This is a genomic window from Kribbella sancticallisti (assembly GCF_039530625.1).
In the GTDB taxonomy this organism is placed as follows: Bacteria; Actinomycetota; Actinomycetes; order Propionibacteriales; family Kribbellaceae; genus Kribbella; species Kribbella sancticallisti.
The window spans coordinates 24,954-46,089 of sequence record NZ_BAAAOS010000020.1 but is presented as its reverse complement, the minus strand read 5'-3'; the positions used below and the strand labels follow the sequence as shown (position 1 = coordinate 46,089).

The window sequence follows — 21,136 nt, the reverse complement described above, 5'->3', positions numbered from 1 at the left end:
TCTCCTACTCCGGTAGCGGCCACCGTCTAAGGACACTAGTCAACGGCTAGCAGCTACACAGGGGCGTTGGCCAGCCCTTTCGACGGGAACAAGCGGCGGAGGCGTACTGGCGTTGTTCTTCTTCCTGGTCTGGGCGGTGATCAGTGCGGCGAGGACGATCAGGCCGCCGAGTACCTGAGCCGTGGTCAGGCGCTGATCGACGACCAGCCAGCCGAGCAGGGTCGCTACCACCGGGCTCAGCAGGCCGAGGAAGGTGACGTTCGTGGGGGAGAGGCTGCGCAGCCCGCGGAACCACAGCGCGTAGGCCAGAGCCGAGCCGATGATCGTCAGGTAGGCGTAGCCGGCCAGGTTCGCGGCGGTCAAGGACGCAGGAAGCGTTCCCTCGACGATCCACGCGGTAGGCAGCAGGAGCAGCCCGCCGGCGACCAACTGCCAGCCGGTCGTTGCCAGCAGCGGAGCCGGAGAAGCCCAGCGCTTGCTCAGTACTACGCCCGTCGCCATCACCATCGCGCCGCCCAGGGCCGCGGCGATACCCCAGCCATCCAGCCGCGCATCCGCCCGCAGTACGAGGAGACTGACGCCGGCGACGCCAGAGAAGGCGGCAACCGTGGTGCGCGTCGTCATCTTCTCGCCGAGCAGACCAGTGGACAGTACTGCGACCAGCAGCGGCTGCAACGCTCCCACCGTGGCGGCAACCCCACCAGGCAACCGGTACGCCGCGACGAAGAGCAGCGCGAAGAACGCCCCGATGTTGAGTGCGCCGAGTACGAAGGCGCGCCACCACCAGATCCCTCGCGGTAGCCGCCGGGTGATCGCGACGAGGAGGAGTCCGGCCGGGAGCGCGCGGACGACACCGGCCAGCAGCGGGCGGTCCGGCGGGAGCAGTTCGGTGGTCACCAGATAGGTGGTTCCCCACAGCGCGGGTGCGATGGCTGTGGTGAGGATCAAGGCGACTCGGTTGCTTAGCACTAAGACAATGTATCTCAGTGCTAAGCAACCTTCAAAGGCTTTATCTCACCGCTAAGAGATCGGCTACGCTGGAGAGATGGCCGACCATGTCGATCTGGTGCTCGAGCAGTGGAGCGAGCGACGCCCCGACCTGGACGCGTCGCCGATGGCGGTGCTGGGCCGCCTCAAGCGGCTGGCGCAGGTCGTCGACGGCGAGCTCCGCCGGAACTTCGCCGCCCATGACCTCGACTCGGCCTCGTTCGACGTTCTCGCGACGCTGCGCCGCAGCAATCCGGAGCACAGCCTGACTCCGGCCGGGCTGATGCGGTCGTCGATGGTCACCTCCGGGGCGATCACCCAGCGGCTGGATCGGCTGGAAGCGCGCGGGCTGGTGAGTCGGCGGCCGAGCGAGACGGATGGGCGCGGTGTACTGGTGACGCTGACGCCGACCGGGCTGGAGTTGATCGACGCGGTGCTGCCGACGCATCTGGCGACGGAGAATCGGCTGCTGGAGGCGCTGTCCGGCGCTGAGCGCGAGGCGCTGGCGGACACGCTGCGGACCCTGCTCGAATCGCTCGGCGACAAGACGGACTGACGACATGGGCGCCCCGAGCAACGACCCCGGACACGAGCCGAGGCAAGAGCCCAGGGGAGAAGCAAGGCAAGAGCCCAGGCGAGAGCCCGGCCGCGAACCCCCGCGAGAGCCCGGTCGAGAACCTGGGCAAGAGCCCTGGTCCAGGGTCAGGCGCGAGCCCAGGTACGCGCCGGTGTTGCGGTCGGCGTTGGCTGATCTGCTGGTCACCCAGGGCGTGATCCATGACCACCGGGTGGAAGCGGCCTTCCGGTCCGTCGCCCGGCATGTGTTCGTGCCGAACGTGTCGCTCGAGGTCGCCTACACCGACGACGTCGTGCTGATGAAGACGAACGAGTCCGGGGTCGCCATCAGTACGGTGTCGCAGCCGACGGTGGTCGCGCTGATGCTCGAGCAGGCCGGCATCGAGCCCGGCCACCGTGTCCTCGAGATCGGCTCGGGCGGCTACAACGCGGCCCTGCTCAAGGAGTTGGTCGGACCGGACGGCGAGGTCACCACGATCGACATCGACGCGGACGTCACCGATCGCGCCCGTCGGCGGCTGGTGGCCGCGGGGTATCCGGAGGTCCAGGTCGTGCAGACCGACGGGGAGTTCGGCTGGCCGGAGAGCGCTCCCTACGACCGGGTGGTCGTCACGGTCACCGCCTGGGACATCGCCCCCGCCTGGCTGGAGCAGCTCGCCGAGGGCGGGCGCATCGTCGTACCGCTCAGAATGCGGTCTCAGACCAGGTCCATCGCCTTCGATCTCGTCGACGGCGTACTGCGGAGCAGGTCGATGGCGGTGTGCGGGTTCGTCTCCATGCAGGGCGCGGGCGCCAACTACGAACGATTCCTGCCGGTGCACGGGGACAAGGTCAGCCTGAGCTTCGACGAGGATCAACTGGACGAGCCGCACCCGCTGAACGGAGTACTGAAGGAGCCGGCGGTCGTGGCCTGGTCCGGGGTGCTGGTGAACATCGAGGAGCCGCTCTCCGACCTGGACCTGTGGCTGGCGTCCACCCTGCCCGGGTACTGCGTACTCCGCGCCGAGCGGTCCGCGCTGAAGAAGAAGCTGGTCTCACCTGCTCCGCGCTGGGGTGCCTCGGCGATGGTCGAGGACGGCACGATCGCCTACGTGACCGCACGCCCGGCACCCGAGCCGGACTTCGTCGAGCTCGGAGCGGTCGGACATGGGCTGTCGGCCGCAGAGTTCACGGGGCGACTGGCAGAGCAGACCTGGCAGTGGCACGAGAAGCACCGCTACGGCCCGGATCCGGTACTGACGATCCACCCCGCCGAGGCCGCGCCCGATCAGCTGCCCGAGGGCTTCCACATCCGCCGGCGCCACAGCATCATCACCATCACCTGGCCGGTGGATTAGCTGGAGGGGCGGCCGTTGTTGCGGACGGTCTGCCAGAGCTCGTTCATGTCCGAGCGGTCCTCGGGCTCCGGCTTGTCGACCCAGCCGCTGGCCCAGACGTTCTCGTCCTTGTCGAGGTCGAAGACGGACTCTGCGAAGGCGGCCGAACCGACGTACCGGGTCTCATCCTCGGCGGGCGCGGAGTGGGGAGCGCTCTCTGACTGCTCGCCCTGCCGGGGTTTGCCGACCGGAGCGACCAGGCCGCGGGCGTACTCCTGGGCCTCGATGATGCCCATGTCCTGCTCGTCGCAGAGCAGCCGGATCGCGGCGACCTCGTGGCCTGTCGTCATCAGTTCGCGGACGCGCTTCTCGATCTCGCCCCCAGGGGTGGGGAGGTGGTTCTGCTGCGGCCGGTGCTGCGGCGGCTGCTGGAACTGCCCCTGAACCGGCTGCGCCTGGTACTGCGGCTGGTACGGCTGCGGCTGGTACTGCGCTGGCGGATGCTGAGCCGGCTGGAACTGCCCAGCCGGCGCATACCCGGTCTGCGGCGCCGGATACGGCCCAGGCGCCCCGTACTGCGGTTGATGCGCGGGTGACGCGTACTGCCCCGGCGACGGGTACTGCCCCGGACCAGGCTGCTGCCCGGCCTGGAGGAGCTGCTGCAGCATCCCCGCAAGCTGTGCGCTGGTCTGCGCCCGCCCGGTCGGCTGCACCTGCGGCTGACCCGACGTGGGCTGCGTGTACTGCCCCTGGACCTGCGGTGGCCGGTTCGCCGCCTGCTGGGCCTCGAGTCGCTCCAGCACCTTCTGCATCCGCGGGTTCGGCTTGTTCGGGTCGATCTTCGCCATCTTCTTGGAGAACCCGAAGATGAGCATGAAGACCACGAAGATGATGAACACCGTCGTCATCGCTACCTCCAGGTGCTGGGCCGGACCCTCAGCGTAAAGCCCCGGCAGACCACCGCCTCGCACCGCGCCTGCCCACGAATCGGTCGAACCGCACAGCGACCGCTACAATTCGGCGTACCGCTGATCACTTTCGAAGGGTTTCCCCGCGTGGCATCGACGAACGACCTCAAGAACGGCATGGTGCTCAACCTGGATGGGCAGCTGTGGTCCGTCGTCTGGTTCCAGCACCACAAGCCCGGCAAGGGCGGTGCCGTGATGCGGACCAAGCTGAAGAACGTGCTGTCGGGCAAGGTCGTCGACAAGACCTTCAACGCCGACGTCAAGGTCGAGGTGGCCAACGTCGACAAGCGCGACATGACGTACCTGTACAACGATGGCGGCTCCTACGTCTTCATGGACAGCTCGACCTACGAGCAGGTCAGCATCACCCCCGAGGTGGTCGGAGACGCGTCGCACTTCCTGCTGGAGAACCAGGACGCCATCGTCGCGGTGCACAACGACCTACCGCTGTACGTCGAGCTCCCGGCCTCGGTCGAGCTCACCGTCGAGTACACCGAGCCCGGCCTGCAGGGCGACCGCTCGACCGGTGGCACCAAGCCGGCCAAGCTGGAGACCGGCTACACGATCAACGTCCCGCTGTTCCTGACCACCGGCGAGAAGGTCAAGGTGGACACCCGGACCGGGGACTACCTCGGCCGCGTCACGTCCTGAGCCCCGAAAGCTGACAACAGAACATGTCTGCCCGTAGCAAGGCCCGCAAGCGCGCCCTCGACGTGCTCTACGAGTCGGAGGTCAGAGGGCTGCCCGTCGGCGGCACCCTGGCCGACCGGGTAGCCGACAACGACCCGCCGGTGAACGAGTTCACCGTGGCGCTGGTCGAGGGTGTCTCCGACCACATCGACTCGATCGACGACCTACTCAGCACGCACTCGGTCGGCTGGTCGCTGGACCGGATGCCGGCCGTCGACCGCAACATCCTGCGGATCGGCGTCTACGAGTTGCTGTTCGACGAGCAGGTGCCGGACGTGGTCGCGGTCAGCGAGGCCGTCTCGATGGCCCGGGACCTGTCGACCGACGAGTCCCCGGCCTTCGTCAACGGGCTGCTGGCCCGGCTGTTGCAGCTGAAACCGACACTCGGGGTCTGACAGACCTCCCGGAGCTCGACAGGCCCGGTACCGCCACGGTGCGGTGCCGGGCCCTCTCAGCGTCCCCGTTCATCGGCGCGGGGGGAACGGCCCCGGCCTGGTACTGCGGTGGAGCGTGGCGCCTCAGTGGCTCCGTGGGGCCCGTCCTCGTGAAGGAGGGCGGGCAGGCGGCCGTGGGCAAGCTGCTACGAGCCCCGACCGTCTTGTCTCGCCATCGCGAGCCGGCCTCGTCAGCCGGCTGCTTCGGTCTCCTCGACGTCGCCCTTCGCCTCTGGGTTCAGTACGCCCCAGGAGATGAAACGCTCGGTCAGAGTCGTCGGCGACTCGTCGTAGATCACCGCAAGGGTGCGCATGTCGTCCTGCCGGATCGACAGCACCTTGCCGTTGTAGTCCCCGCGCTGAGCCTGGATCGTGGCCGCGTACCGCGTCAGCGGACCGGCCTCGCTCGCGTCGAGGTGCTGCAGGGCCTCCAGGTCGAGGATCAACCTGGGCGGAGCGGCTGCCGCGGCGGCCGCGCTGGCGGAACCGGGCAGCAGTTCACGGATCGGCACGCCGTAGAAATCGGCGAGCTCCGCGAGCTTCTGCACCGTGACGGCTCGATCGCCACGCTCGTACGAGCCGACGACGACCGCCTTCCAGCGACCCTTGGACTTCTCTTCCACGCCATGCAGCGACAAACCCTGCTGCTGGCGGATGGCGCGCAACTTGCCGCCCAGTGTCTTCGCGTATTCGCTAGGCACGCTGGTTCTTCCCTCCGACTTTTGGTCAGGTACCCGGTTGTCCCGGATAGGTTTGGCCCGGATTTGGGTGGGCCGTTCGGTGAAACCCCCCACGGTTACACAGAGTAACAATATTCTGGTCGCGAGGCCAGCGTCAAGACGGCGTGTCACTTCCGATAGCATGTCAAGTGGTCCGAACGTCCTTTAAAGACCCGTCCAGAGAGGCGGGAAAGGAGGAACGGTAGCGATGAGCCCTGCCTTGGTACCAGGGTCGGCGCCCGAGGAAGAGTTTGCCTCGGTCGCGAAGGCCGTACCGCGCACAGTGCTGGATGCTTCCGACATTTCCCGGGCACTGACCCGGATCGCGCACGAGATCCTCGAGCGCAACCGGGGTGCCGACCCCGTCGTCCTGCTCGGCATCCCCACCCGCGGGGTGGGACTGGCGCGCCGCATCTCCGACCGGATCGCGGCGGTCGAGGGGCAGAGCGTGCCGACAGGGTCACTCGATGTGACCATGTACCGCGACGACATCGGCCTGAAGCCGGCCCGCGCGCTGGAGCACACCGACATCCCGCCGGGCGGAATCGACGGCAAGGTGGTCGTGCTGGTCGACGACGTGCTGTTCTCCGGCCGCACCATCCGCGCCGCGCTCGACGCGATCGGCGACATCGGCCGGCCGAAGGCGGTCCAGCTCGCGGTCCTGGTCGACCGCGGCCACCGCGAACTCCCGATCCGCGCGGACTACGTCGGCAAAAACCTGCCCACCTCGCTGGTCGAACGGGTCACCGTCCACCTCACCGAGTACGACGGCGCCGACGCCGTACTGATCGCCGACAAGACGGGAGTCTCCGCGTGATGCGGCATCTGCTGAGCGCGGGCGACCTGAGCCGCGACGACGCCACCCTGATCCTGGACACCGCCGAGGAGATGCGCTCGCTGGCGGACCGGCCGATCAAGAAGCTGCCCGCGCTGCGCGGCCGCACGGTGGTGAACCTGTTCTTCGAGGACTCCACCCGGACCAGGATCTCGTTCGAGGCGGCCGCCAAGCGGTTGTCCGCCGACGTGATCAACTTCTCCGCCAAGGGCTCGAGCGTCAGCAAGGGGGAGAGCCTCAAGGACACCGCGCTCACCCTGCAGGCGATGGGCGCGGACGGGGTCGTCTGCCGCCATGGAGCCTCCGGTGCGCCGCACCTGCTGGCCAACTCCGGCTGGCTGAACGGTTCCGTCATCAACGCCGGCGACGGCACCCACGAGCACCCGACCCAGGCCCTGCTGGACGCCTTCACGATGCGCCGACACCTCGGCTCGCTCGACGGCCGCCGGATCACCCTCGTCGGCGACGTCCTGCACAGCCGGGTGGCCCGGTCGAACGTGCTGCTGCTGTCGACGCTGGGCGCCGAGGTCACCGTGGTGGCTCCGCCCACGCTGCTGCCCGTCGACATGACCACCTGGCCCTGCCAGACGTCGTACGACCTGGACGGCGCGCTGGCCAAGAGCGACGCGGTGATGATGCTGCGAGTGCAGCGCGAGCGGATGAACGACGCGTTCTTCCCCAGCGCCCGCGAGTACACCCGGCGCTACGGCCTGGACGTGCACCGGATGGCCCAGTTGCCCGACGAGGCGATCGTGCTGCACCCCGGCCCGATGAACCGCGGCATGGAGATCAGCGCCGACGTCGCCGACTCCACCCGGTCGGTGATCGTCGAACAGGTCACCAACGGCGTGGCGATCCGGATGGCCGTGCTCTATCTGCTGCTCTCAGGAAGTTCCGAAACACCATCAACCGAGGAGACCACCGCGTGAGCGCGTACCTGATCACCGGAGCCAGCATCGTCGGCGGTGAGGTCGCGGACCTGCTGATCGACAACGGTGAGATCGTGGCCATCGGCAACGAGCTGACCGCACCCGCCGACGTCACCACGATCGACGGCAGCGGCAAGCTCGCGCTCCCCGGCCTGGTCGACCTGCACACCCACCTGCGCGAGCCGGGCCGCGAGGACGCCGAGACGGTGCTGACCGGCACCCGGGCCGCGGCCATGGGCGGGTTCACCGCAGTGTTCGCGATGGCCAACACCGACCCGGTCGCCGACACCGCGGGTGTCGTCGAGCAGGTCTGGCGGCTGGGCCGCGAAGCCGGGTACTGCGACGTGTACCCGATCGGCGCGGTCACGGTCGGCCGGCAGGGAACGCAACTCGCGGAACTGGGCGCGATGGCGGACTCGGCGGCCCGGGTGCGGGTGTTCTCCGACGACGGCGACTGCGTCTGGGACGCCGCCCTGATGCGGCGCGCACTCGAGTACGTGAAGGCCTTCGGAGGCACCATCGCGCAGCACGCGCAGGAGCCGCGGCTGACGCAGGGCGCGCAGATGAACGAGGGAGCGCTCTCCGGCGTCCTCGGTCTGACCGGCTGGCCGAGCGTGGCCGAGGAGTCGATCATCGCCCGCGACATCCTGCTGAACGCGCACGTCGGCTCGAAGCTGCACATCTGCCACCTGTCCACCAAGGGCTCGGTCGAGATCGTCCGCGCCGCCAAGCGCAGGGGCCTGGAGGTCACCGCCGAGGTGACGCCGCACCACCTGCTGCTGACCGAGGACCTGGCGGCGTCGTACAACCCGGTCTACAAGGTGAACCCGCCGCTGCGGACCAAGGAGGACGTCGAGGCGGTCCGCGAGGGGCTGGCCGACGGCACCATCGACATCGTCGCCACCGACCACGCGCCACACCCGGTGGAGGACAAGGACTGCGAGTGGAGCGCGGCCGCGTTCGGCATGACCGGGCTGGAGACCGCTCTCTCGGTGGTCCAGCACGCGATGGTGGACACCAAGCTGATGACGTGGGCCGAGGTCGCCGACCGGATGAGCTACCGCCCGGCGGCGATCGGCCAGGTCAGCGAGCACGGTCAGCCGCTGGCGGTAGGCGCTCCCGCGAACCTCACCCTGGTCGACCCGGAGAGCCGGCGCACCGTCGTACCGAGTGAGACGGCTTCGCTGTCGCGGAACACGCCGTTCGACGGGATGACGTTGCCCGGCCGGGTGGTCGCGACCTTCCTGCGCGGCGAACCGACCGTGCTGGACGGGAAGCTCACCAAGTGAAAGCCGTCCTGGGCATCATCGGCACGCTGCTGGTGATCGGCGCCGGCTGGTTCGGCATGTACCGGGGCTGGCGCAACCGCCAGCACCGGCAGGCCGATCTCGCGCCGCTCCCGGTCGTGCCCGAAAACGTGCAAGGCAAGTCGACAGAGGGCGTGTACGTCGCCACGACCACGGCCGGCGACTGGATGGACCGGATCGCCGTGCACGAACTCGGAGTCCGCAGTACCGCGGACCTGGCCGTCAGTGAGGCCGGCCTGATCTTCCACCGGCAAGGGGCGGCGGATGTGTTCATCCCCGCGGATCGTCTGACCGGCGTCCGGACCGACCGCGGCATCGCGGGCAAGGTGACCGCCGAGGCCTCCGGCCTGGTCGTCGTCACCTGGAACCACGACGGTCGCGAACTCGACACCGGGTTCCGGCCCCGCCGCAAGGCCGACACCGCCCCCTTGACCGATTCCATCTCGACCCTGATCGGAGCCGAGTAAATGAGCAAGGCTGCACTACTGGTGCTGGAAGACGGCCGCGCGTTCGCCGGTACGTCGTACGGGGCGACCGGCGAGACCTTCGGCGAGGCGGTGTTCACCACCGGCATGACCGGCTACCAGGAGACGCTGACCGACCCGTCGTACCACCGCCAGATCGTCACCCAGACCGCGCCGCACATCGGCAACACCGGGGTGAACGACGAGGACGACGAGTCGCAGCGGATCTGGGTCGCCGGGTACGTCGTCCGCGACCCCGCCCGGGTGCCGTCCAACTGGCGCGCCAAGCGAAGCCTGGACGAGCAGTTGAAGGGCCAGGGCATCGTCGGGATCTCCGGCATCGACACCCGCGCCCTGACCCGCCACCTGCGCGAGCGCGGGGCGATGCGGGCCGGCATCTCGACCGAGATCCTCGACCCGGCCGAACTGCTGGAGAAGGTCCTCGAGCAGCCGAGGATGGCCGGTGCCGACCTGGCCGCCGAGGTCACCGCCGCCGAGGCGTACGTCGTACCGGCCGAGGGGGACAAGCGGTTCACCGTGGTCGCGCTCGACCTCGGGATCAAGTCGATGACGCCGAAGCGGATGGCCGAGCGCGGCATCGAGGTGCACGTGCTGCCCGCGACCGCCACGCTGGAGGAGGTGCTGGCGGTCAACCCGGACGGCATCTTCATGAGCAACGGCCCCGGCGACCCCGAGACCACCGAGCACCCGACCACCCTGCTCAAACAACTCCTCGAGCAGAACAAGCCGTACTTCGGCATCTGCTTCGGCAACCAGGTCTTCGGCCGGGCGCTGGGACTGGGCACCTTCAAGCTGAAGTACGGGCACCGCGGCATCAACCAGCCGGTGCTCGACCGGGCCACCGGCAAGGTGGAGATCACCTCGCAGAACCACGGCTTCGCTGTCGCTTGGCCGGGCAGCGAAAATCAGCACAGTGCGGTGGACGCGCCGATCGAGGAGAGGATCGAGACGCCGTACGGCACCGCCGAGGTCAGCCATGTCTCGCTCAACGACAACGTGGTCGAAGGGCTCCGCCTGACCGGCAAGGACGGCCGGGTGCTGGCCTTCTCGGTCCAGTACCACCCCGAGGCAGCCGCGGGTCCGCACGACTCGGCCTACCTCTTCGACCGCTTCGTAGAACTGATGGCTTCGACTTCTGAGAGGGCCAACTGATGCCCCGCCGTACAGACATCGACTCGGTGCTGGTGATCGGCTCCGGCCCGATCGTGATCGGCCAGGCCTGCGAGTTCGACTACTCCGGCACCCAGGCCTGCCGGGTGCTCAAGGAAGAGGGTTTCCGGGTCATCCTGGTGAACTCCAACCCGGCCACGATCATGACGGACCCGGAGTTCGCCGACGCCACCTACGTCGAGCCGATCACGCCGGAGTTCGTCGAGAAGGTGATCGAGAAGGAGCGCCCGAACGTCCTGCTCGCCACCCTGGGCGGCCAGACCGCGCTGAACGCGGCGATCTCGCTGCACGAGAACGGCGTGCTGGAAAAGTACGGCGTCGAGCTGATCGGCGCCTCGGTGGACGCGATCCAGCGCGGCGAGAACCGCGAGTCGTTCAAGGCGATCGTGGAGAAGCTGGGCGCCGAGGTGGCCCGCTCGGTGGTCTGCCACACGATCGACGACGTGCTCGGCGCGGCCGCCGAGATGGGCTACCCGTTGGTGGTCCGGCCGTCCTTCACGATGGGCGGCGTCGGCTCCGGAATGGCCTACGACGAACCGGACCTGCGCCGGATCGCCGGGGCCGGCCTGACCGCCAGCCCGACGACGGAGGTCCTGATCGAGGAGTCCATCGTCGGCTGGAAGGAGTACGAGCTGGAGGTGATGCGCGACAAGGCCGACAACGTGGTGATCATCTGCTCGATCGAGAACGTCGACCCGATGGGCGTGCACACCGGCGACTCGGTCACGGTCGCCCCGGCGATGACGCTGACCGACCGCGAGTACCAGGTGATGCGCGACCTCGCCATCGGCATCATCCGCGAGGTCGGCGTGGACACCGGCGGCTGCAACATCCAGTTCGCGGTGAACCCGGCCGACGGCCGGCTGATCGTGATCGAGATGAACCCGCGGGTGTCGCGCTCCTCGGCGCTGGCCTCGAAGGCGACCGGCTTCCCGATCGCGAAGATCGCCGCGAAGGTCGCGATCGGCTACACCCTGGACGAGATCCCGAACGACATCACCAAGCAGACCCCGGCCAGCTTCGAGCCGACGCTGGACTACGTCGTGGTGAAGGTGCCGCGGTTCGCGTTCGAGAAGTTCCCGGCCGCGGACGCCACGCTGACCACGCACATGAAGAGCGTCGGCGAGGCGATGGCGATCGGCCGCAACTACACCGAGGCGCTGCAGAAGGCGCTGCGCTCGCTGGAGAAGCCGGAGGCCCGGTTCTCCTGGCTCGGCGCGCCGTCGACCGAGCTGGAGCCGTTGCTGGAGGCCATCAAGACGCCGCACGACGGGCGGCTGCGGACGATCATGGACGCGATCCGCGCGGGGGCCACCCCGGAGCAGATCTTCGACGCGACCAAGATCGACCCGTGGTTCGTGGACCAGATGTACCTGATCCACGAGACCGCCGGCCAGGTCGCGGCGGCGCCGCGGCTGACCCCGGAGATCCTGAGGCTCGCGAAGCGCCACGGGTTCTCCGACCTGCAGTTGGCGGAGATCCGCGGGCTGACGGAGGACGTCGTCCGGGGTGTCCGGCAGGCGCTGGGGATCCGGCCGGTGTTCAAGACCGTGGACACCTGCGCCGCCGAGTTCGCGGCCGCCACGCCGTACCACTACTCGTCGTACGACGAGGAGACCGAGGTCGCGCCGCGGACCGAGCCAGCGGTACTGATCCTCGGGTCGGGACCGAACCGGATCGGGCAGGGGATCGAGTTCGACTACTCCTGTGTGCACGCGTCGATGGCGCTGCGCGAGGCCGGGTACTGCACCGTGATGGTCAACTGCAACCCGGAGACGGTCTCGACCGACTACGACACCTCCGACCGGCTGTACTTCGAGCCGCTCACCTGCGAGGACGTCCTGGAGATCGTGTACGCCGAGATGCAGGCCGGCCCGATCGCCGGCGTCATCGTGCAACTCGGCGGGCAGACTCCGCTCGGCCTGGCCCAGCGGCTGGCCAACGCGGGCGTCCCGATCGTCGGTACCTCGCCCGAGGCGATCCACCTCGCCGAGGAGCGCGGCGCCTTCGGCAAGGTGCTGTCCGACGCGAACCTGCCGGCGCCCAAGCACGGTACGGCGATGTCGTTCGACGAGGCCCAGTTGATCGCCGCGGAGATCGGGTTCCCGGTGCTCGTCCGGCCGTCGTACGTGCTGGGCGGTCGCGGGATGGAGATCGTCTACAGCGAGGCCGAGTTGACGGCCGCGCTGCAGCGGCTCAGCGGCGACGCGCTGGCGGCGGACTGGGAGCACCCGGTGCTGATCGACCGGTTCCTGGACGACGCGGTCGAGATCGACGTGGACGGACTGTTCGACGGCGACGAGTTGTTCCTCGGCGGCGTGATGGAGCACATCGAGGAGGCCGGCGTGCACTCGGGCGACTCGTCCTGCGCGCTGCCGCCGATAACGCTGGGCAACGCCGACATCGAGAAGATCCGCGAGTCGACCGAGGCGATCGCGCGCGGCGTCGGAGTACGGGGTCTGCTGAACGTGCAGTACGCGCTGGCCGGCGACGTGCTCTACGTGCTCGAGGCGAACCCGCGGGCCTCGCGGACGGTGCCGTTCGTGTCCAAGGCGACGGCGACGCCGCTGGCCAAGGCCGCGGCCCGGGTGATGCTCGGAGCGACGATCGCGGAACTGCGCGCCGAGGGCATGCTGCCGGCCGTCGGTGACGGCGGGACGCTGCCGCCGACGGCGCCGATCGCGGTGAAGGAGGCCGTGATGCCGTTCAACCGGTTCCGCACCATCGACGGCTCGTCGGTCGACACGGTGCTCGGGCCGGAGATGCGCTCCACCGGCGAGGTGATGGGCATCGACGACACCTTCGGTACGGCGTTCGCCAAGTCCCAGGCCGGCGCCTCCCAGCCGTTGCCCGGGGCCGGCAAGGTGTTCGTCTCGGTCGCGAACCGGGACAAGCGGCACATGATCTTCCCGGTCAAGCGGCTGGCGGATCTGGGCTTCGAGATCTTCGCGACCGAGGGCACCGCCGACGTACTGCGCCGCAACGGCGTGGAGGCGGTCACGGTCCGCAAGAGCAGCCAGGGCCCCGGCCCGAACGGCGAGCCCACGATCGTCCAGATGGTCCAGGACGGCGGCCTGAACCTGATCGTCAACACCCCGATCGGGATCACCAAGGGCGGTTCGCCGCGATTGGACGGCTACGAGATCCGTAGCGCGGCCGTCGCCCGCAACATCCCCTGCATCACCACGGTGCAGGGGCTCGCGGCCGCAGTACAGGGGATCGAGGCGCAGCAGGCCGGCGATATCGGAGTGCGCTCCCTGCAGGACTGGACCTCCCGCATCCGCGGCACCGCCGATCCGGTGAAGGGTTGAGTTCTGTGTACCGGCGGGTGGTCAGGCCGGTGCTCTACCGGCTGGGGCGCGGCGACGCGGAGGTCGCGCATGAGCAGACGTTGCACGGGTTGCGGCGGCTGAGTCGTGTGCCCGGTGCGGTGAGCGCTCTCTCCCGGACCTTCGGCTCGCTGCCCGCCGGGCTGGAGCGCACCGTCTTCGGGGTGCGCTTCCCCAGCCCGGTCGGGCTGGCCGCGGGGATGGACAAGAACGGGATCGCCCTGCCGGCCTGGCGGGCGCTCGGGTTCGGGTTCGTCGAGGTCGGCACCGTGACGGCCCACGCCCAGCCGGGCAACCCGAAGCCGCGGCTGTTCCGGCTGGTCGAGAGCGAAGCCGTGATCAACCGGATGGGCTTCAACAACCTCGGCTCGGCCGCACTGGCCGGCAAGCTGTCGTCGTACGGCGACCTCGGCTACCCGCTCGGCATCAGCATCGGAAAGTCGAAGGTGACCGAACTCGAGGACGCGGTCGCCGACTACGTCACCTCGCTGCAGCGGCTCTACCGCTTCGGCGACTACTTCGCCGTCAACGTGAGCTCGCCGAACACCCCGGGACTGCGCTCGCTGCAGGACTCGGGCCACCTGCGCGAACTGCTGACCGCCCTGCACACCGAGGCGAAGGCGCTCAGCATGGGCGGCCGCGGACCGAAGCCGATCCTGGTCAAGATCGCGCCGGACCTGACCGAGCAGGCGATCGACGAGTTGCTCGGCGTCTGCACCGACGTCGGCGTGGCCGGGATCATCGCCACCAACACGACGATCGGCCGGTCCGGTCTCGCGCCGGTCGACGAGCGGCTGGCGGGGGAGGCGGGTGGACTGTCCGGCCGCCCGCTGACCGAGACCTCGGCCAAGACCGTTGCCCACATCCACGCCGAGACCGGGGGAGCGCTGCCGATCATCGGTGTCGGCGGCATCCTCGATCCGGACGACGCGGCCCGGCTGGTCGACGCCGGCGCGAGCCTGGTCCAGATCTACACCGGCCTGATCTACCGCGGCCCGGGCCTGGTCCGCCGCACCAACCGTCACCTCGCGCAGGCAGGAATCAGATGAGAGAGCGAGAACGTCCCATGAGCAGCCAGCCCTTCGGAGCCCGCCTCCGCGCCGCGATGAACGACCGCGGTCCGCTCTGCGTCGGCATCGACCCGCACGCCCACCTCCTGGACTCCTGGGGCCTGCCGGACGACGCCGACGGCCTCGCGACCTTCACGTACGGCGTCGTTGACGCCCTGGCCGACCGGGTCGCGGTCTTCAAGCCGCAGTCGGCCTTCTTCGAGCGCTTCGGTTCGGCGGGAATCGCGGTGCTGGAGCAGGCCACGATCCGGCTCCGCGAAGCCGGCGCGCTGGTGATCATCGACGCCAAGCGCGGCGACATCGGTTCGACGATGGCCGGTTACGCGTCCGCCTATCTCGCGGAGAAGGGCCCGCTCGCCTGCGACGCCCTCACCGTCAGCCCGTACCTCGGCTTCGGTTCGCTCCAGCCGGCGATCGACGAGGCGCGTGCGGCCGGGGCCGGGTTGTTCGTCCTGGCTCTGACGTCGAATCCGGAAGGCCCGCAGTTCCAGTCCGCGCGGACCACCGACGGGCCGACCGTCGCGGGTGCGGTCCTCGACGGCCTGCGTGAGCTCAACGCCGGGGTCGACGACCTGGGCTCCTTCGGTGCCGTGGTGGGCGCGACCATCAAGTCGACCGGGGAGGACCTCGACATCAAGGGGCCGCTGCTTGCCCCTGGCCTGGGCGCCCAGGGTGGTACCGCCGCCGGCCTCGCCGAGGTGTTCGGGTCCGCAGTACGCAACGTCGTACCGTCGAGCTCTCGCGAGATCCTCGGCGCCGGGCCGGACGCGGTCTCACTCCAGGACGCCGCTGCCCGCGCGAACGACGCCTTCCGGACCGTGCTGGGCTAGTGAGCGTCGTAGAGCTCGGACAGCAGGCCGACTGCTGCCTGAGTGGCCGGGTGGGGGTCGTGGCGCCGCCAGGCCAACTGGACCACCACCGGCGGTGCGTCCCGGACAGGCCGATACACGATCCCGTCCCGCCGGTACTGCGTGACGGTGGCTTGCGGAGTCAGTCCGACGCACCGCCCGGTGGCGATGGCCGCGAGCCAGTCGTCGATGTCATTGGTGTACTCCAGCCGGGGCTGGGCGTCCTCGGTCCACAGCTCGCTCGTGGTCGTGCCGGTCCGGCGATCGACGAGCACGACCCGGGTGCCCAGTTCGGCCATCGTGATCGAGCGGCGCCGCGCCCACGAATCGTCCGCCGCCATCGCGCAGAACCGTCGCTCCTGCGCGACCGTGACGGAGCCGAAGCGATTGCCGTCGATGGCGGTCCGGACCACCGCCAGATCGCAGAGTCCCTCGGCCAGCCCGCCGGTCGGCGTGTTGGTCCGGATCAGGTGGAGTTCGACGTCGGGGTAGCGGGTGGCCCAGCGCCGCTGGAACTCGGCGGTGTGCGTGCCCATCGCCGACCAGGCATGGCCGATCCGCAGCCGGGTGTGGCCCGTTGTTGCCTCGCGCACCAGATCGTCCGCCTCGGCGAGCAGATGCCGGGCCCGCGCGAGCACCTGTACTCCGGCCGTGGTCGGGCTGACGGTCCGGCTGGTCCGATGCAGCAGGCGGACGCCCAGCACCTGTTCGAGGCTCAGCAACGTTCGTGAGACGGCCGCCTGGGAGATGCCGAGCTCGATCGCCGCGTCGGTGAACGTGCCGGAGTCCACGATGGCGACCAGGCAACGCAACTGGCGCAACTCGAGATCCATGACTCCAGCGTATAGATCCCCGCGTCGATGCATTTTGCGGACCGCTGCGGCGGCAGCAATCTCGGTCTATGAGTGAGGAAGCGAAGAAGCCGGGCCAGTCGGTCGGGGTGGCGATGATGCTCGGCAGCGGGCTCTCCACCCAGGTCGGCGCGTCCCTCGGTGCGATGGCCTTCCCGGTGATCGGTCCGGTCGGGGTTGTCGCGGTCCGGCAGTGGGTGGCTGGGGTGGTCCTGCTGGCGGTAGGGCGTCCGCGGCTGCGGTCGTTCACTCGGCAGCAGTGGTTGCCGGTGCTGGCCCTTGCCGCGGTGTTCGCGACGATGAACCTGTCGCTGTATACGGCGATCGATCGGATCGGGCTCGGCCTGGCGGTGACGTTGGAGTTCCTCGGTCCGTTGGCGGTCGCGCTGGCCGGTTCGCGGCGGAAGGTGGACGTGATCTGTGCGCTCGCGGCGGGGCCGGCGGTCGTCGTACTGACTCGGCCGCAGGCGTCGACCGACTACCTCGGGGTCGGACTCGCCTTGCTCGCGGCCGCGTGCTGGGCGTGCTACATCCTGCTGAACCGCACGGTGGGCAGCAGGATCCCCGGCGCCCAGGGCACGGCCGCGGCCGCCGCGGTCTCCGGCCTGGCTTACGTGCCGGTGGGCGTCTTCGTGTTGTGGCACCACCCGCCGACGGTCGCCGCGATCTGGTACGCGCTCGCCGCCGGGGTGCTGTCGTCCGCAGTACCGTTCCTGGTCGATTTGCTTGCCCTGCGCAAGGTTCCGGCGCGGTTCTTCGGCATCTTCATGAGTGTGAACCCGGTCCTGGCCGCGCTGGTCGGCCTGGTCGTGCTCGATCAGCGGCTGGACCGGCCGGCCTGGTTCGCCATCACGGTGATCGTGGCCGCGAACGCCGTCACGGCCGCGGCGGCCGGCCGACGCGGCAGATCACAGCGCGGTTCCAGTCGGCCGGTGGGAGCTTCCTCACGGCGTGCCATGGCCGTCGTTGACCCCACTGTTCGCCAGGGTTGCGGTGACGGGGAGGGACGGCCTTCCCGCGAGCAACAGATCGGACTGGAATGCGCAAGCTTGCGGCCCTCGCGGCGGTAGTGACAATGAGCGTCGGCACCCTGACGGCGTGCTCGGGCGGCGGCGACTACTGCGGCGAGCTGAAGAACTACGCCGAGGCGGTCAAGAACGCCGACCTCAAGGACAAGGCATCGGTCGACAAACTGCAGGGCGAGGCCAAGAAGCTGTCCAAGTCGGCGCCGGACGACCTGAAGGACGACTACAAGGTCGTGCTCGACTACATCGAGAACGCGAAGAAGGCCGACGGCGACACCGGCAAGCTGACCGAGCTGAACAAGAAGGACGGCGAGAAGATGGGCACCGCGTCGTCCGCGATCGGCAAGCACGCCAAGGACACCTGCAAGGTGACCGTCGAAGGCAGCTGAAAAGGCCGGTTTCCGGTCCGTTTGATCACGGCCGGTAGCTTGTCCGTCTAGACCCCCGAGGCCCTCCGAGGATGAGAACCTGATGCGCACAGTGCTGATGACCGCGACGATGATCGCCGCGGCCGCCGGATTGACCGCCTGCACCGAGGAGCAGGCGTACTGCGTCGATCTGGCCGGCTATGCAGCCTCAGCCGTGAACGTGGACCCGCAGAAGCCGGCCGACTACGCGAAGATCCTTCAGGACGCGAAGAAGGTCCAGGAGACCGCGCCGGCCGAGGTGAAGGACGACTGGGGCGTCGTGGTGGCGTTCGCCGAGAAGGCGCAGAAGGCGGGCAGTGACCGGGTCGAGCTGGCCCGGCTGAGCCAGCAGACAGCCGGCGTCACGACGGCGTACAAGGCGATCGCCACCCACGCCAAGGACAGTTGCAAGGTCGACGTGCCAATGGTCGAGTAGCAACGCTCCACCTGGTTGCCCAACCGCTACACAGCGCCACGGCAAACCACCTCGTGCAGTACAGACAACCCCCACCGCCACGCAGCGTTTGGGGGTTGTTTGCTGTTCACGCAGGTCGTTAAGTAGGTTCACCTGCGAAGACACACAACGGGACAGGTGAGACGGTGCCACTTCCTTCTTTGACACCGGAGCAGCGCGCGGCTGCTCTGGACAAGGCCGCAGCCGCACGGCGTGAGCGTGCGGAGATCAAGAACCGGATCAGGCACTCGGGGGCTTCTCCTACGGAGGTCCTGCACGAGGGGCAGACCAACGACGTGATCGGCAAGATGCGGGTCAGCGCGCTGCTGCAGTGCATCCCGGGCGTCGGCAAGGTTCGCGCGCAGCAGATCATGGAGCGGGCGGGCATCTCGGAGACCCGCCGGGTGCGCGGTCTGGGCAGCAACCAGATCGCCGCGCTCGAGCGCGAGTTCGCCGAGTGACGACGACCATGACCGAGCTGATGCCGACTGAGCTGGAGACAGGCGTGGACACGGGGAACGGTTCCGCTGACGGCACCCGGGGCGGTGCCGGCGGAGCCCGGCTGACCGTACTGGCCGGCCCGACCGCGGTCGGCAAGGGAACGGTCGCGGCCCAGATCCGGGAGAACTATCCGGACATCTGGATCTCGGTCTCGGCGACCACCCGGAAGGCCCGGCCGGGGGAGGAGCACGGTGTCCACTACCTGTTCGTCTCCGACGAGGAGTTCGACCGGATGATCGCCGCCGACGAGCTGCTCGAGTGGGCCGTCGTGCACAAGGCGGCCCGCTACGGCACCCCCCGGCAGCCGGTGCTGGACAAGCTGGCCGAGGGACGCCCCGCGCTGCTGGAGATCGACCTGCAGGGCGCGCGGCAGGTCCGCGAGACGATGCCGGAGGCGCATTTCGTCTTCCTGGCCCCGCCGAGCTGGGACGAACTGGTCCGCCGGCTGGTCGGCCGGGGGACCGAAACGGCCGAGGAACGGGAGCGCCGGCTCGAGACGGCTACCCTGGAGCTGGCCGCCGAGAAGGAGTTCGACGTCACGATCGTGAACGCGTCGGTTCGGGAAGCGGCCGATCAGTTGGTAAAGTTGATTCGATCACCCAACATCTCTGGAAAGAGCTGAACTTGTCTGCCAACCAGCCCGTCGCCATCGGCATCACCTCGCCGCCGATCGACGACCTGCTCACCCGCACCGACTCGAAGTACAAGCTGGTGCTGTACTCGGCCAAGCGGGCGCGGCAGATCAACGCCTACTACTCCCAGCTCGGCGAGGGCCTGCTGGAGTACGTCGGACCGCTGGTCGAGACCCACGTCCAGGAGAAGCCCCTCTCGATCGCCATGCGTGAGATCAACGAGGGCGTCCTGACCTGCACCGACATCGACCCCGAGGCCGAGGCGGAAGCCGCCGCTGCCGCCGCGGAGAAGTCCGAGTAACCACCCGTCGATGACAGCGACAGGGCAGCGGCCGTCGGTAGTTCTGGGCGTCGGCGGCGGGATCGCGGCTTACAAGGTCTGTGATCTGCTCCGCCGGTTGACCGAGTCCGGGCACAGTGTCCGGGTGGTGCCGACCGCGGCCGCCCTGGAGTTCGTCGGCGCCGCCACCTGGGCGGCGCTGTCGGGTCAGCCGGTCACCGCCGATCCGTTCGACGACGTGCACGAGGTGCCACATGTCCGGATCGGCAAAAGCGCCGATCTGGTCGTCGTCGCGCCCGCGACCGCGAATCTGATCGCGAAGGCCGCCCACGGGCTGGCCGACGACCTGCTCACCAACACGTTGCTGACGGCCCGCTGCCCGATCCTGTTCGCGGCCGCGATGCACACCGAGATGTGGGAGCACCCGGCCACCCAGGCGAACGTGGCCACGCTGCGGTCGCGCGGTATCACCGTGCTGGACCCCGCGGTCGGTCGCCTCACCGGTACCGACACCGGCCGCGGCCGGTTGCCCGAGCCGTCGGAGATCTTCGCGATCAGCCAGTTGATGCTGGCCGACGAGGCCGCTCGTGCCGCGGGCCAGTCCGTCGCGGATCTGACAGGCAAGCATGTCCTGGTCAGCGCCGGCGGCACTCGCGAACACCTCGATCCGGTTCGATACCTGGGCAATTCCTCCTCCGGCAAGCAGGGCTACGCGCTGGCGCGCATCGCAGCCGCCCGGGGCGCGAAGGTCACGCTGGTCGCGGCCAACTCCGAACTCGCCGATCCGGCCGGCGTCCAGGTCGTCCCGGTCACCAGTACTCGCGATCTGTACGACGAGATCACCGGTCGTGCGGCGGATGCGGACGCGATCGTGATGGCGGCGGCGCCCGCGGACTTCCGCCCGGCCGACGTGGCCGAGCACAAGATCAAGAAGACCGCCGACGGTGCCGTCCCGGCGGTGAGCCTGGTGCAGAATCCGGACATCCTGGCCACCATCTCGCACGATCGTGGCCGCGCGGACCAGGTCATCGTCGGCTTCGCCGCGGAGACGGGCGACGCCGAGCACAGCGTGATCGAGTTGGCCCGCACCAAGCTCGAGCGCAAGGGCTGCGACCTGCTGGTCGTGAACGACGTGTCCGGCGGCAAGGTCTTCGGCAGCGACACCAACGAGGCCGTCATCCTCGACCGCGACGGCGGCGCGCTCCCCGTCCCCTCCGGCAGCAAGGACGCCCTCGCCGGCGTCATCTGGAACCTCGTCGCCAACCGCTGGCACTAGCTTCCAGTAGAGGCCAGGTCCTGGCCGCTTCTGCTTCTAGCCTCTGG

General features: G+C 69.1%; 23 protein-coding genes. 19 read left to right on the top strand and 4 right to left on the bottom strand.

All coding sequences use genetic code 11. The features are described from left to right. Positions 1–39 precede the first annotated feature (39 nt). Positions 40–969 (bottom strand): EamA family transporter, encoded by a 930-nt coding sequence (locus ABD255_RS16780; RefSeq protein ID WP_344214822.1) that lies wholly within the window; start codon positions 967–969, stop codon positions 40–42. A 76-nt stretch (positions 970–1,045) separates the two neighbouring features. On the opposite strand from ABD255_RS16780, the gene ABD255_RS16775 reads away from it, so the two are divergent. After that, on the top strand, positions 1,046–1,543 hold the full coding sequence (locus ABD255_RS16775; RefSeq protein ID WP_344214820.1) for a MarR family winged helix-turn-helix transcriptional regulator: 498 nt from the start codon (positions 1,046–1,048) through the stop codon (positions 1,541–1,543). 172 nt (positions 1,544–1,715) lie between these two features. After that, positions 1,716–2,900, top strand: a complete 1,185-nt coding sequence (gene fxlM, locus ABD255_RS16770) for a methyltransferase, FxLD system (RefSeq protein ID WP_344214818.1) — start codon at positions 1,716–1,718, stop codon at positions 2,898–2,900. Here the strand turns inward: fxlM and ABD255_RS16765 are convergent. After that, a complete protein-coding gene (locus tag ABD255_RS16765) occupies positions 2,897–3,787 on the bottom strand; it encodes a hypothetical protein (protein ID WP_344214816.1) in 891 nt (296 codons plus the stop codon). The genes fxlM and ABD255_RS16765 overlap by 4 nt on opposite strands. Before the next feature lie 147 nt (positions 3,788–3,934). Between ABD255_RS16765 and efp the strand changes: the two genes are divergently transcribed. Together efp and nusB are read left to right on the top strand one after the other, a co-directional pair. Further along, a complete protein-coding gene (gene efp / locus ABD255_RS16760) occupies positions 3,935–4,498 on the top strand; it encodes an elongation factor P (protein ID WP_344214814.1) in 564 nt (187 codons plus the stop codon). Positions 4,499–4,521: 23 nt separating this feature from the next. Continuing rightward, positions 4,522–4,932, top strand: a complete 411-nt coding sequence (gene nusB / locus ABD255_RS16755; protein ID WP_344214812.1) for a transcription antitermination factor NusB — start codon at positions 4,522–4,524, stop codon at positions 4,930–4,932. Positions 4,933–5,162: 230 nt separating this feature from the next. On the opposite strand, the gene bldD is transcribed toward nusB, so the two are convergent. Next, positions 5,163–5,672: a transcriptional regulator BldD gene (gene bldD, locus ABD255_RS16750; protein WP_344214810.1), complete on the bottom strand. Its 510-nt coding sequence runs from the start codon at positions 5,670–5,672 to the stop codon at positions 5,163–5,165. Between the two features lie 226 nt (positions 5,673–5,898). Between bldD and pyrR the strand changes: the two genes are divergently transcribed. Genes pyrR through pyrF form a run of 8 tightly spaced genes read left to right on the top strand, consistent with a single transcriptional unit; the run spans position 5,899 to position 15,645 of the window. Continuing rightward, complete coding sequence (gene pyrR / locus ABD255_RS16745) at positions 5,899–6,507, top strand: bifunctional pyr operon transcriptional regulator/uracil phosphoribosyltransferase PyrR (protein ID WP_344214808.1); 609 nt, start codon at positions 5,899–5,901, stop codon at positions 6,505–6,507. Beyond that, positions 6,507–7,454, top strand: a complete 948-nt coding sequence (locus tag ABD255_RS16740; protein ID WP_344214806.1) for an aspartate carbamoyltransferase catalytic subunit — start codon at positions 6,507–6,509, stop codon at positions 7,452–7,454. Before pyrR ends, ABD255_RS16740 begins: the two co-directional genes overlap by 1 nt. Next, on the top strand, positions 7,451–8,743 hold the full coding sequence (locus tag ABD255_RS16735) for a dihydroorotase (protein WP_344214804.1): 1,293 nt from the start codon (positions 7,451–7,453) through the stop codon (positions 8,741–8,743). The genes ABD255_RS16740 and ABD255_RS16735 overlap by 4 nt, the downstream gene beginning before the upstream one ends. Next, positions 8,740–9,228: a PH-like domain-containing protein gene (locus ABD255_RS16730; protein ID WP_344214802.1), complete on the top strand. Its 489-nt coding sequence runs from the start codon at positions 8,740–8,742 to the stop codon at positions 9,226–9,228. The genes ABD255_RS16735 and ABD255_RS16730 overlap by 4 nt, the downstream gene beginning before the upstream one ends. Continuing rightward, positions 9,229–10,398: a glutamine-hydrolyzing carbamoyl-phosphate synthase small subunit gene (carA, locus tag ABD255_RS16725; RefSeq protein ID WP_344214800.1), complete on the top strand. Its 1,170-nt coding sequence runs from the start codon at positions 9,229–9,231 to the stop codon at positions 10,396–10,398. Next, positions 10,398–13,727: a carbamoyl-phosphate synthase large subunit gene (carB, locus tag ABD255_RS16720; protein WP_344214799.1), complete on the top strand. Its 3,330-nt coding sequence runs from the start codon at positions 10,398–10,400 to the stop codon at positions 13,725–13,727. The genes carA and carB overlap by 1 nt, the downstream gene beginning before the upstream one ends. A 5-nt stretch (positions 13,728–13,732) precedes the next feature. Further along, on the top strand, positions 13,733–14,794 hold the full coding sequence (locus ABD255_RS16715) for a quinone-dependent dihydroorotate dehydrogenase (RefSeq protein ID WP_344215827.1): 1,062 nt from the start codon (positions 13,733–13,735) through the stop codon (positions 14,792–14,794). Positions 14,795–14,811: 17 nt separating this feature from the next. Further along, positions 14,812–15,645 carry an orotidine-5'-phosphate decarboxylase gene (gene pyrF, locus ABD255_RS16710; protein ID WP_344214797.1) on the top strand — a complete coding sequence of 278 codons (834 nt, stop codon included), beginning with the start codon at positions 14,812–14,814 and terminating at the stop codon, positions 15,643–15,645. Here the strand turns inward: pyrF and ABD255_RS16705 are convergent. Next, on the bottom strand, positions 15,642–16,496 hold the full coding sequence (locus ABD255_RS16705) for a LysR family transcriptional regulator (RefSeq protein WP_344214795.1): 855 nt from the start codon (positions 16,494–16,496) through the stop codon (positions 15,642–15,644). The genes pyrF and ABD255_RS16705 overlap by 4 nt on opposite strands. Positions 16,497–16,564: 68 nt before the next feature. On the opposite strand from ABD255_RS16705, the gene ABD255_RS16700 reads away from it, so the two are divergent. From ABD255_RS16700 to coaBC, 7 genes are all read left to right on the top strand, one after another. Then, entirely contained in the window at positions 16,565–17,584 is a 1,020-nt protein-coding gene (locus ABD255_RS16700) for an EamA family transporter (protein ID WP_344214794.1), read from the top strand. Positions 17,585–17,589: 5 nt separating this feature from the next. Then, positions 17,590–17,928 (top strand): hypothetical protein, encoded by a 339-nt coding sequence (locus ABD255_RS16695; protein ID WP_344214792.1) that lies wholly within the window; start codon positions 17,590–17,592, stop codon positions 17,926–17,928. A gap of 82 nt (positions 17,929–18,010) precedes the next feature. Beyond that, entirely contained in the window at positions 18,011–18,382 is a 372-nt protein-coding gene (locus ABD255_RS16690) for a hypothetical protein (protein ID WP_344214791.1), read from the top strand. 164 nt (positions 18,383–18,546) lie between these two features. Continuing rightward, a complete protein-coding gene (mihF, locus tag ABD255_RS16685) occupies positions 18,547–18,861 on the top strand; it encodes an integration host factor, actinobacterial type (protein WP_132320042.1) in 315 nt (104 codons plus the stop codon). A gap of 8 nt (positions 18,862–18,869) precedes the next feature. Next, positions 18,870–19,523 carry a guanylate kinase gene (gene gmk, locus ABD255_RS16680; RefSeq protein ID WP_344214786.1) on the top strand — a complete coding sequence of 218 codons (654 nt, stop codon included), beginning with the start codon at positions 18,870–18,872 and terminating at the stop codon, positions 19,521–19,523. Positions 19,524–19,525: 2 nt separating this feature from the next. Continuing rightward, positions 19,526–19,834 (top strand): DNA-directed RNA polymerase subunit omega, encoded by a 309-nt coding sequence (gene rpoZ / locus ABD255_RS16675; protein ID WP_344214784.1) that lies wholly within the window; start codon positions 19,526–19,528, stop codon positions 19,832–19,834. 10 nt (positions 19,835–19,844) lie between these two features. Further along, the gene (gene coaBC, locus ABD255_RS16670) at positions 19,845–21,089 is read left to right on the top strand and encodes a bifunctional phosphopantothenoylcysteine decarboxylase/phosphopantothenate--cysteine ligase CoaBC (RefSeq protein WP_344214782.1); all 1,245 of its coding nucleotides are present in this window, start codon (positions 19,845–19,847) and stop codon (positions 21,087–21,089) included. Positions 21,090–21,136: the final 47 nt, after the last annotated feature.

Coding starts and splice junctions, on each gene's coding strand:
- coaBC (WP_344214782.1), top strand. CDS start 19,845: ATGACAGCGACAGGGCAGCGGCCGTCGGTAGTTCTGGGCGTCGGCGGC.
- carA (WP_344214800.1), top strand. CDS start 9,229: ATGAGCAAGGCTGCACTACTGGTGCTGGAAGACGGCCGCGCGTTCGCC.
- pyrR (WP_344214808.1), top strand. CDS start 5,899: ATGAGCCCTGCCTTGGTACCAGGGTCGGCGCCCGAGGAAGAGTTTGCC.
- ABD255_RS16740 (WP_344214806.1), top strand. CDS start 6,507: ATGCGGCATCTGCTGAGCGCGGGCGACCTGAGCCGCGACGACGCCACC.
- ABD255_RS16705 (WP_344214795.1), bottom strand. CDS start 16,496: ATGGATCTCGAGTTGCGCCAGTTGCGTTGCCTGGTCGCCATCGTGGAC.
- carB (WP_344214799.1), top strand. CDS start 10,398: ATGCCCCGCCGTACAGACATCGACTCGGTGCTGGTGATCGGCTCCGGC.
- nusB (WP_344214812.1), top strand. CDS start 4,522: ATGTCTGCCCGTAGCAAGGCCCGCAAGCGCGCCCTCGACGTGCTCTAC.
- ABD255_RS16690 (WP_344214791.1), top strand. CDS start 18,011: ATGCGCACAGTGCTGATGACCGCGACGATGATCGCCGCGGCCGCCGGA.
- ABD255_RS16765 (WP_344214816.1), bottom strand. CDS start 3,787: ATGACGACGGTGTTCATCATCTTCGTGGTCTTCATGCTCATCTTCGGG.
- pyrF (WP_344214797.1), top strand. CDS start 14,812: ATGAGCAGCCAGCCCTTCGGAGCCCGCCTCCGCGCCGCGATGAACGAC.
- gmk (WP_344214786.1), top strand. CDS start 18,870: ATGACCGAGCTGATGCCGACTGAGCTGGAGACAGGCGTGGACACGGGG.
- ABD255_RS16775 (WP_344214820.1), top strand. CDS start 1,046: ATGGCCGACCATGTCGATCTGGTGCTCGAGCAGTGGAGCGAGCGACGC.
- ABD255_RS16695 (WP_344214792.1), top strand. CDS start 17,590: ATGAGCGTCGGCACCCTGACGGCGTGCTCGGGCGGCGGCGACTACTGC.
- ABD255_RS16700 (WP_344214794.1), top strand. CDS start 16,565: ATGAGTGAGGAAGCGAAGAAGCCGGGCCAGTCGGTCGGGGTGGCGATG.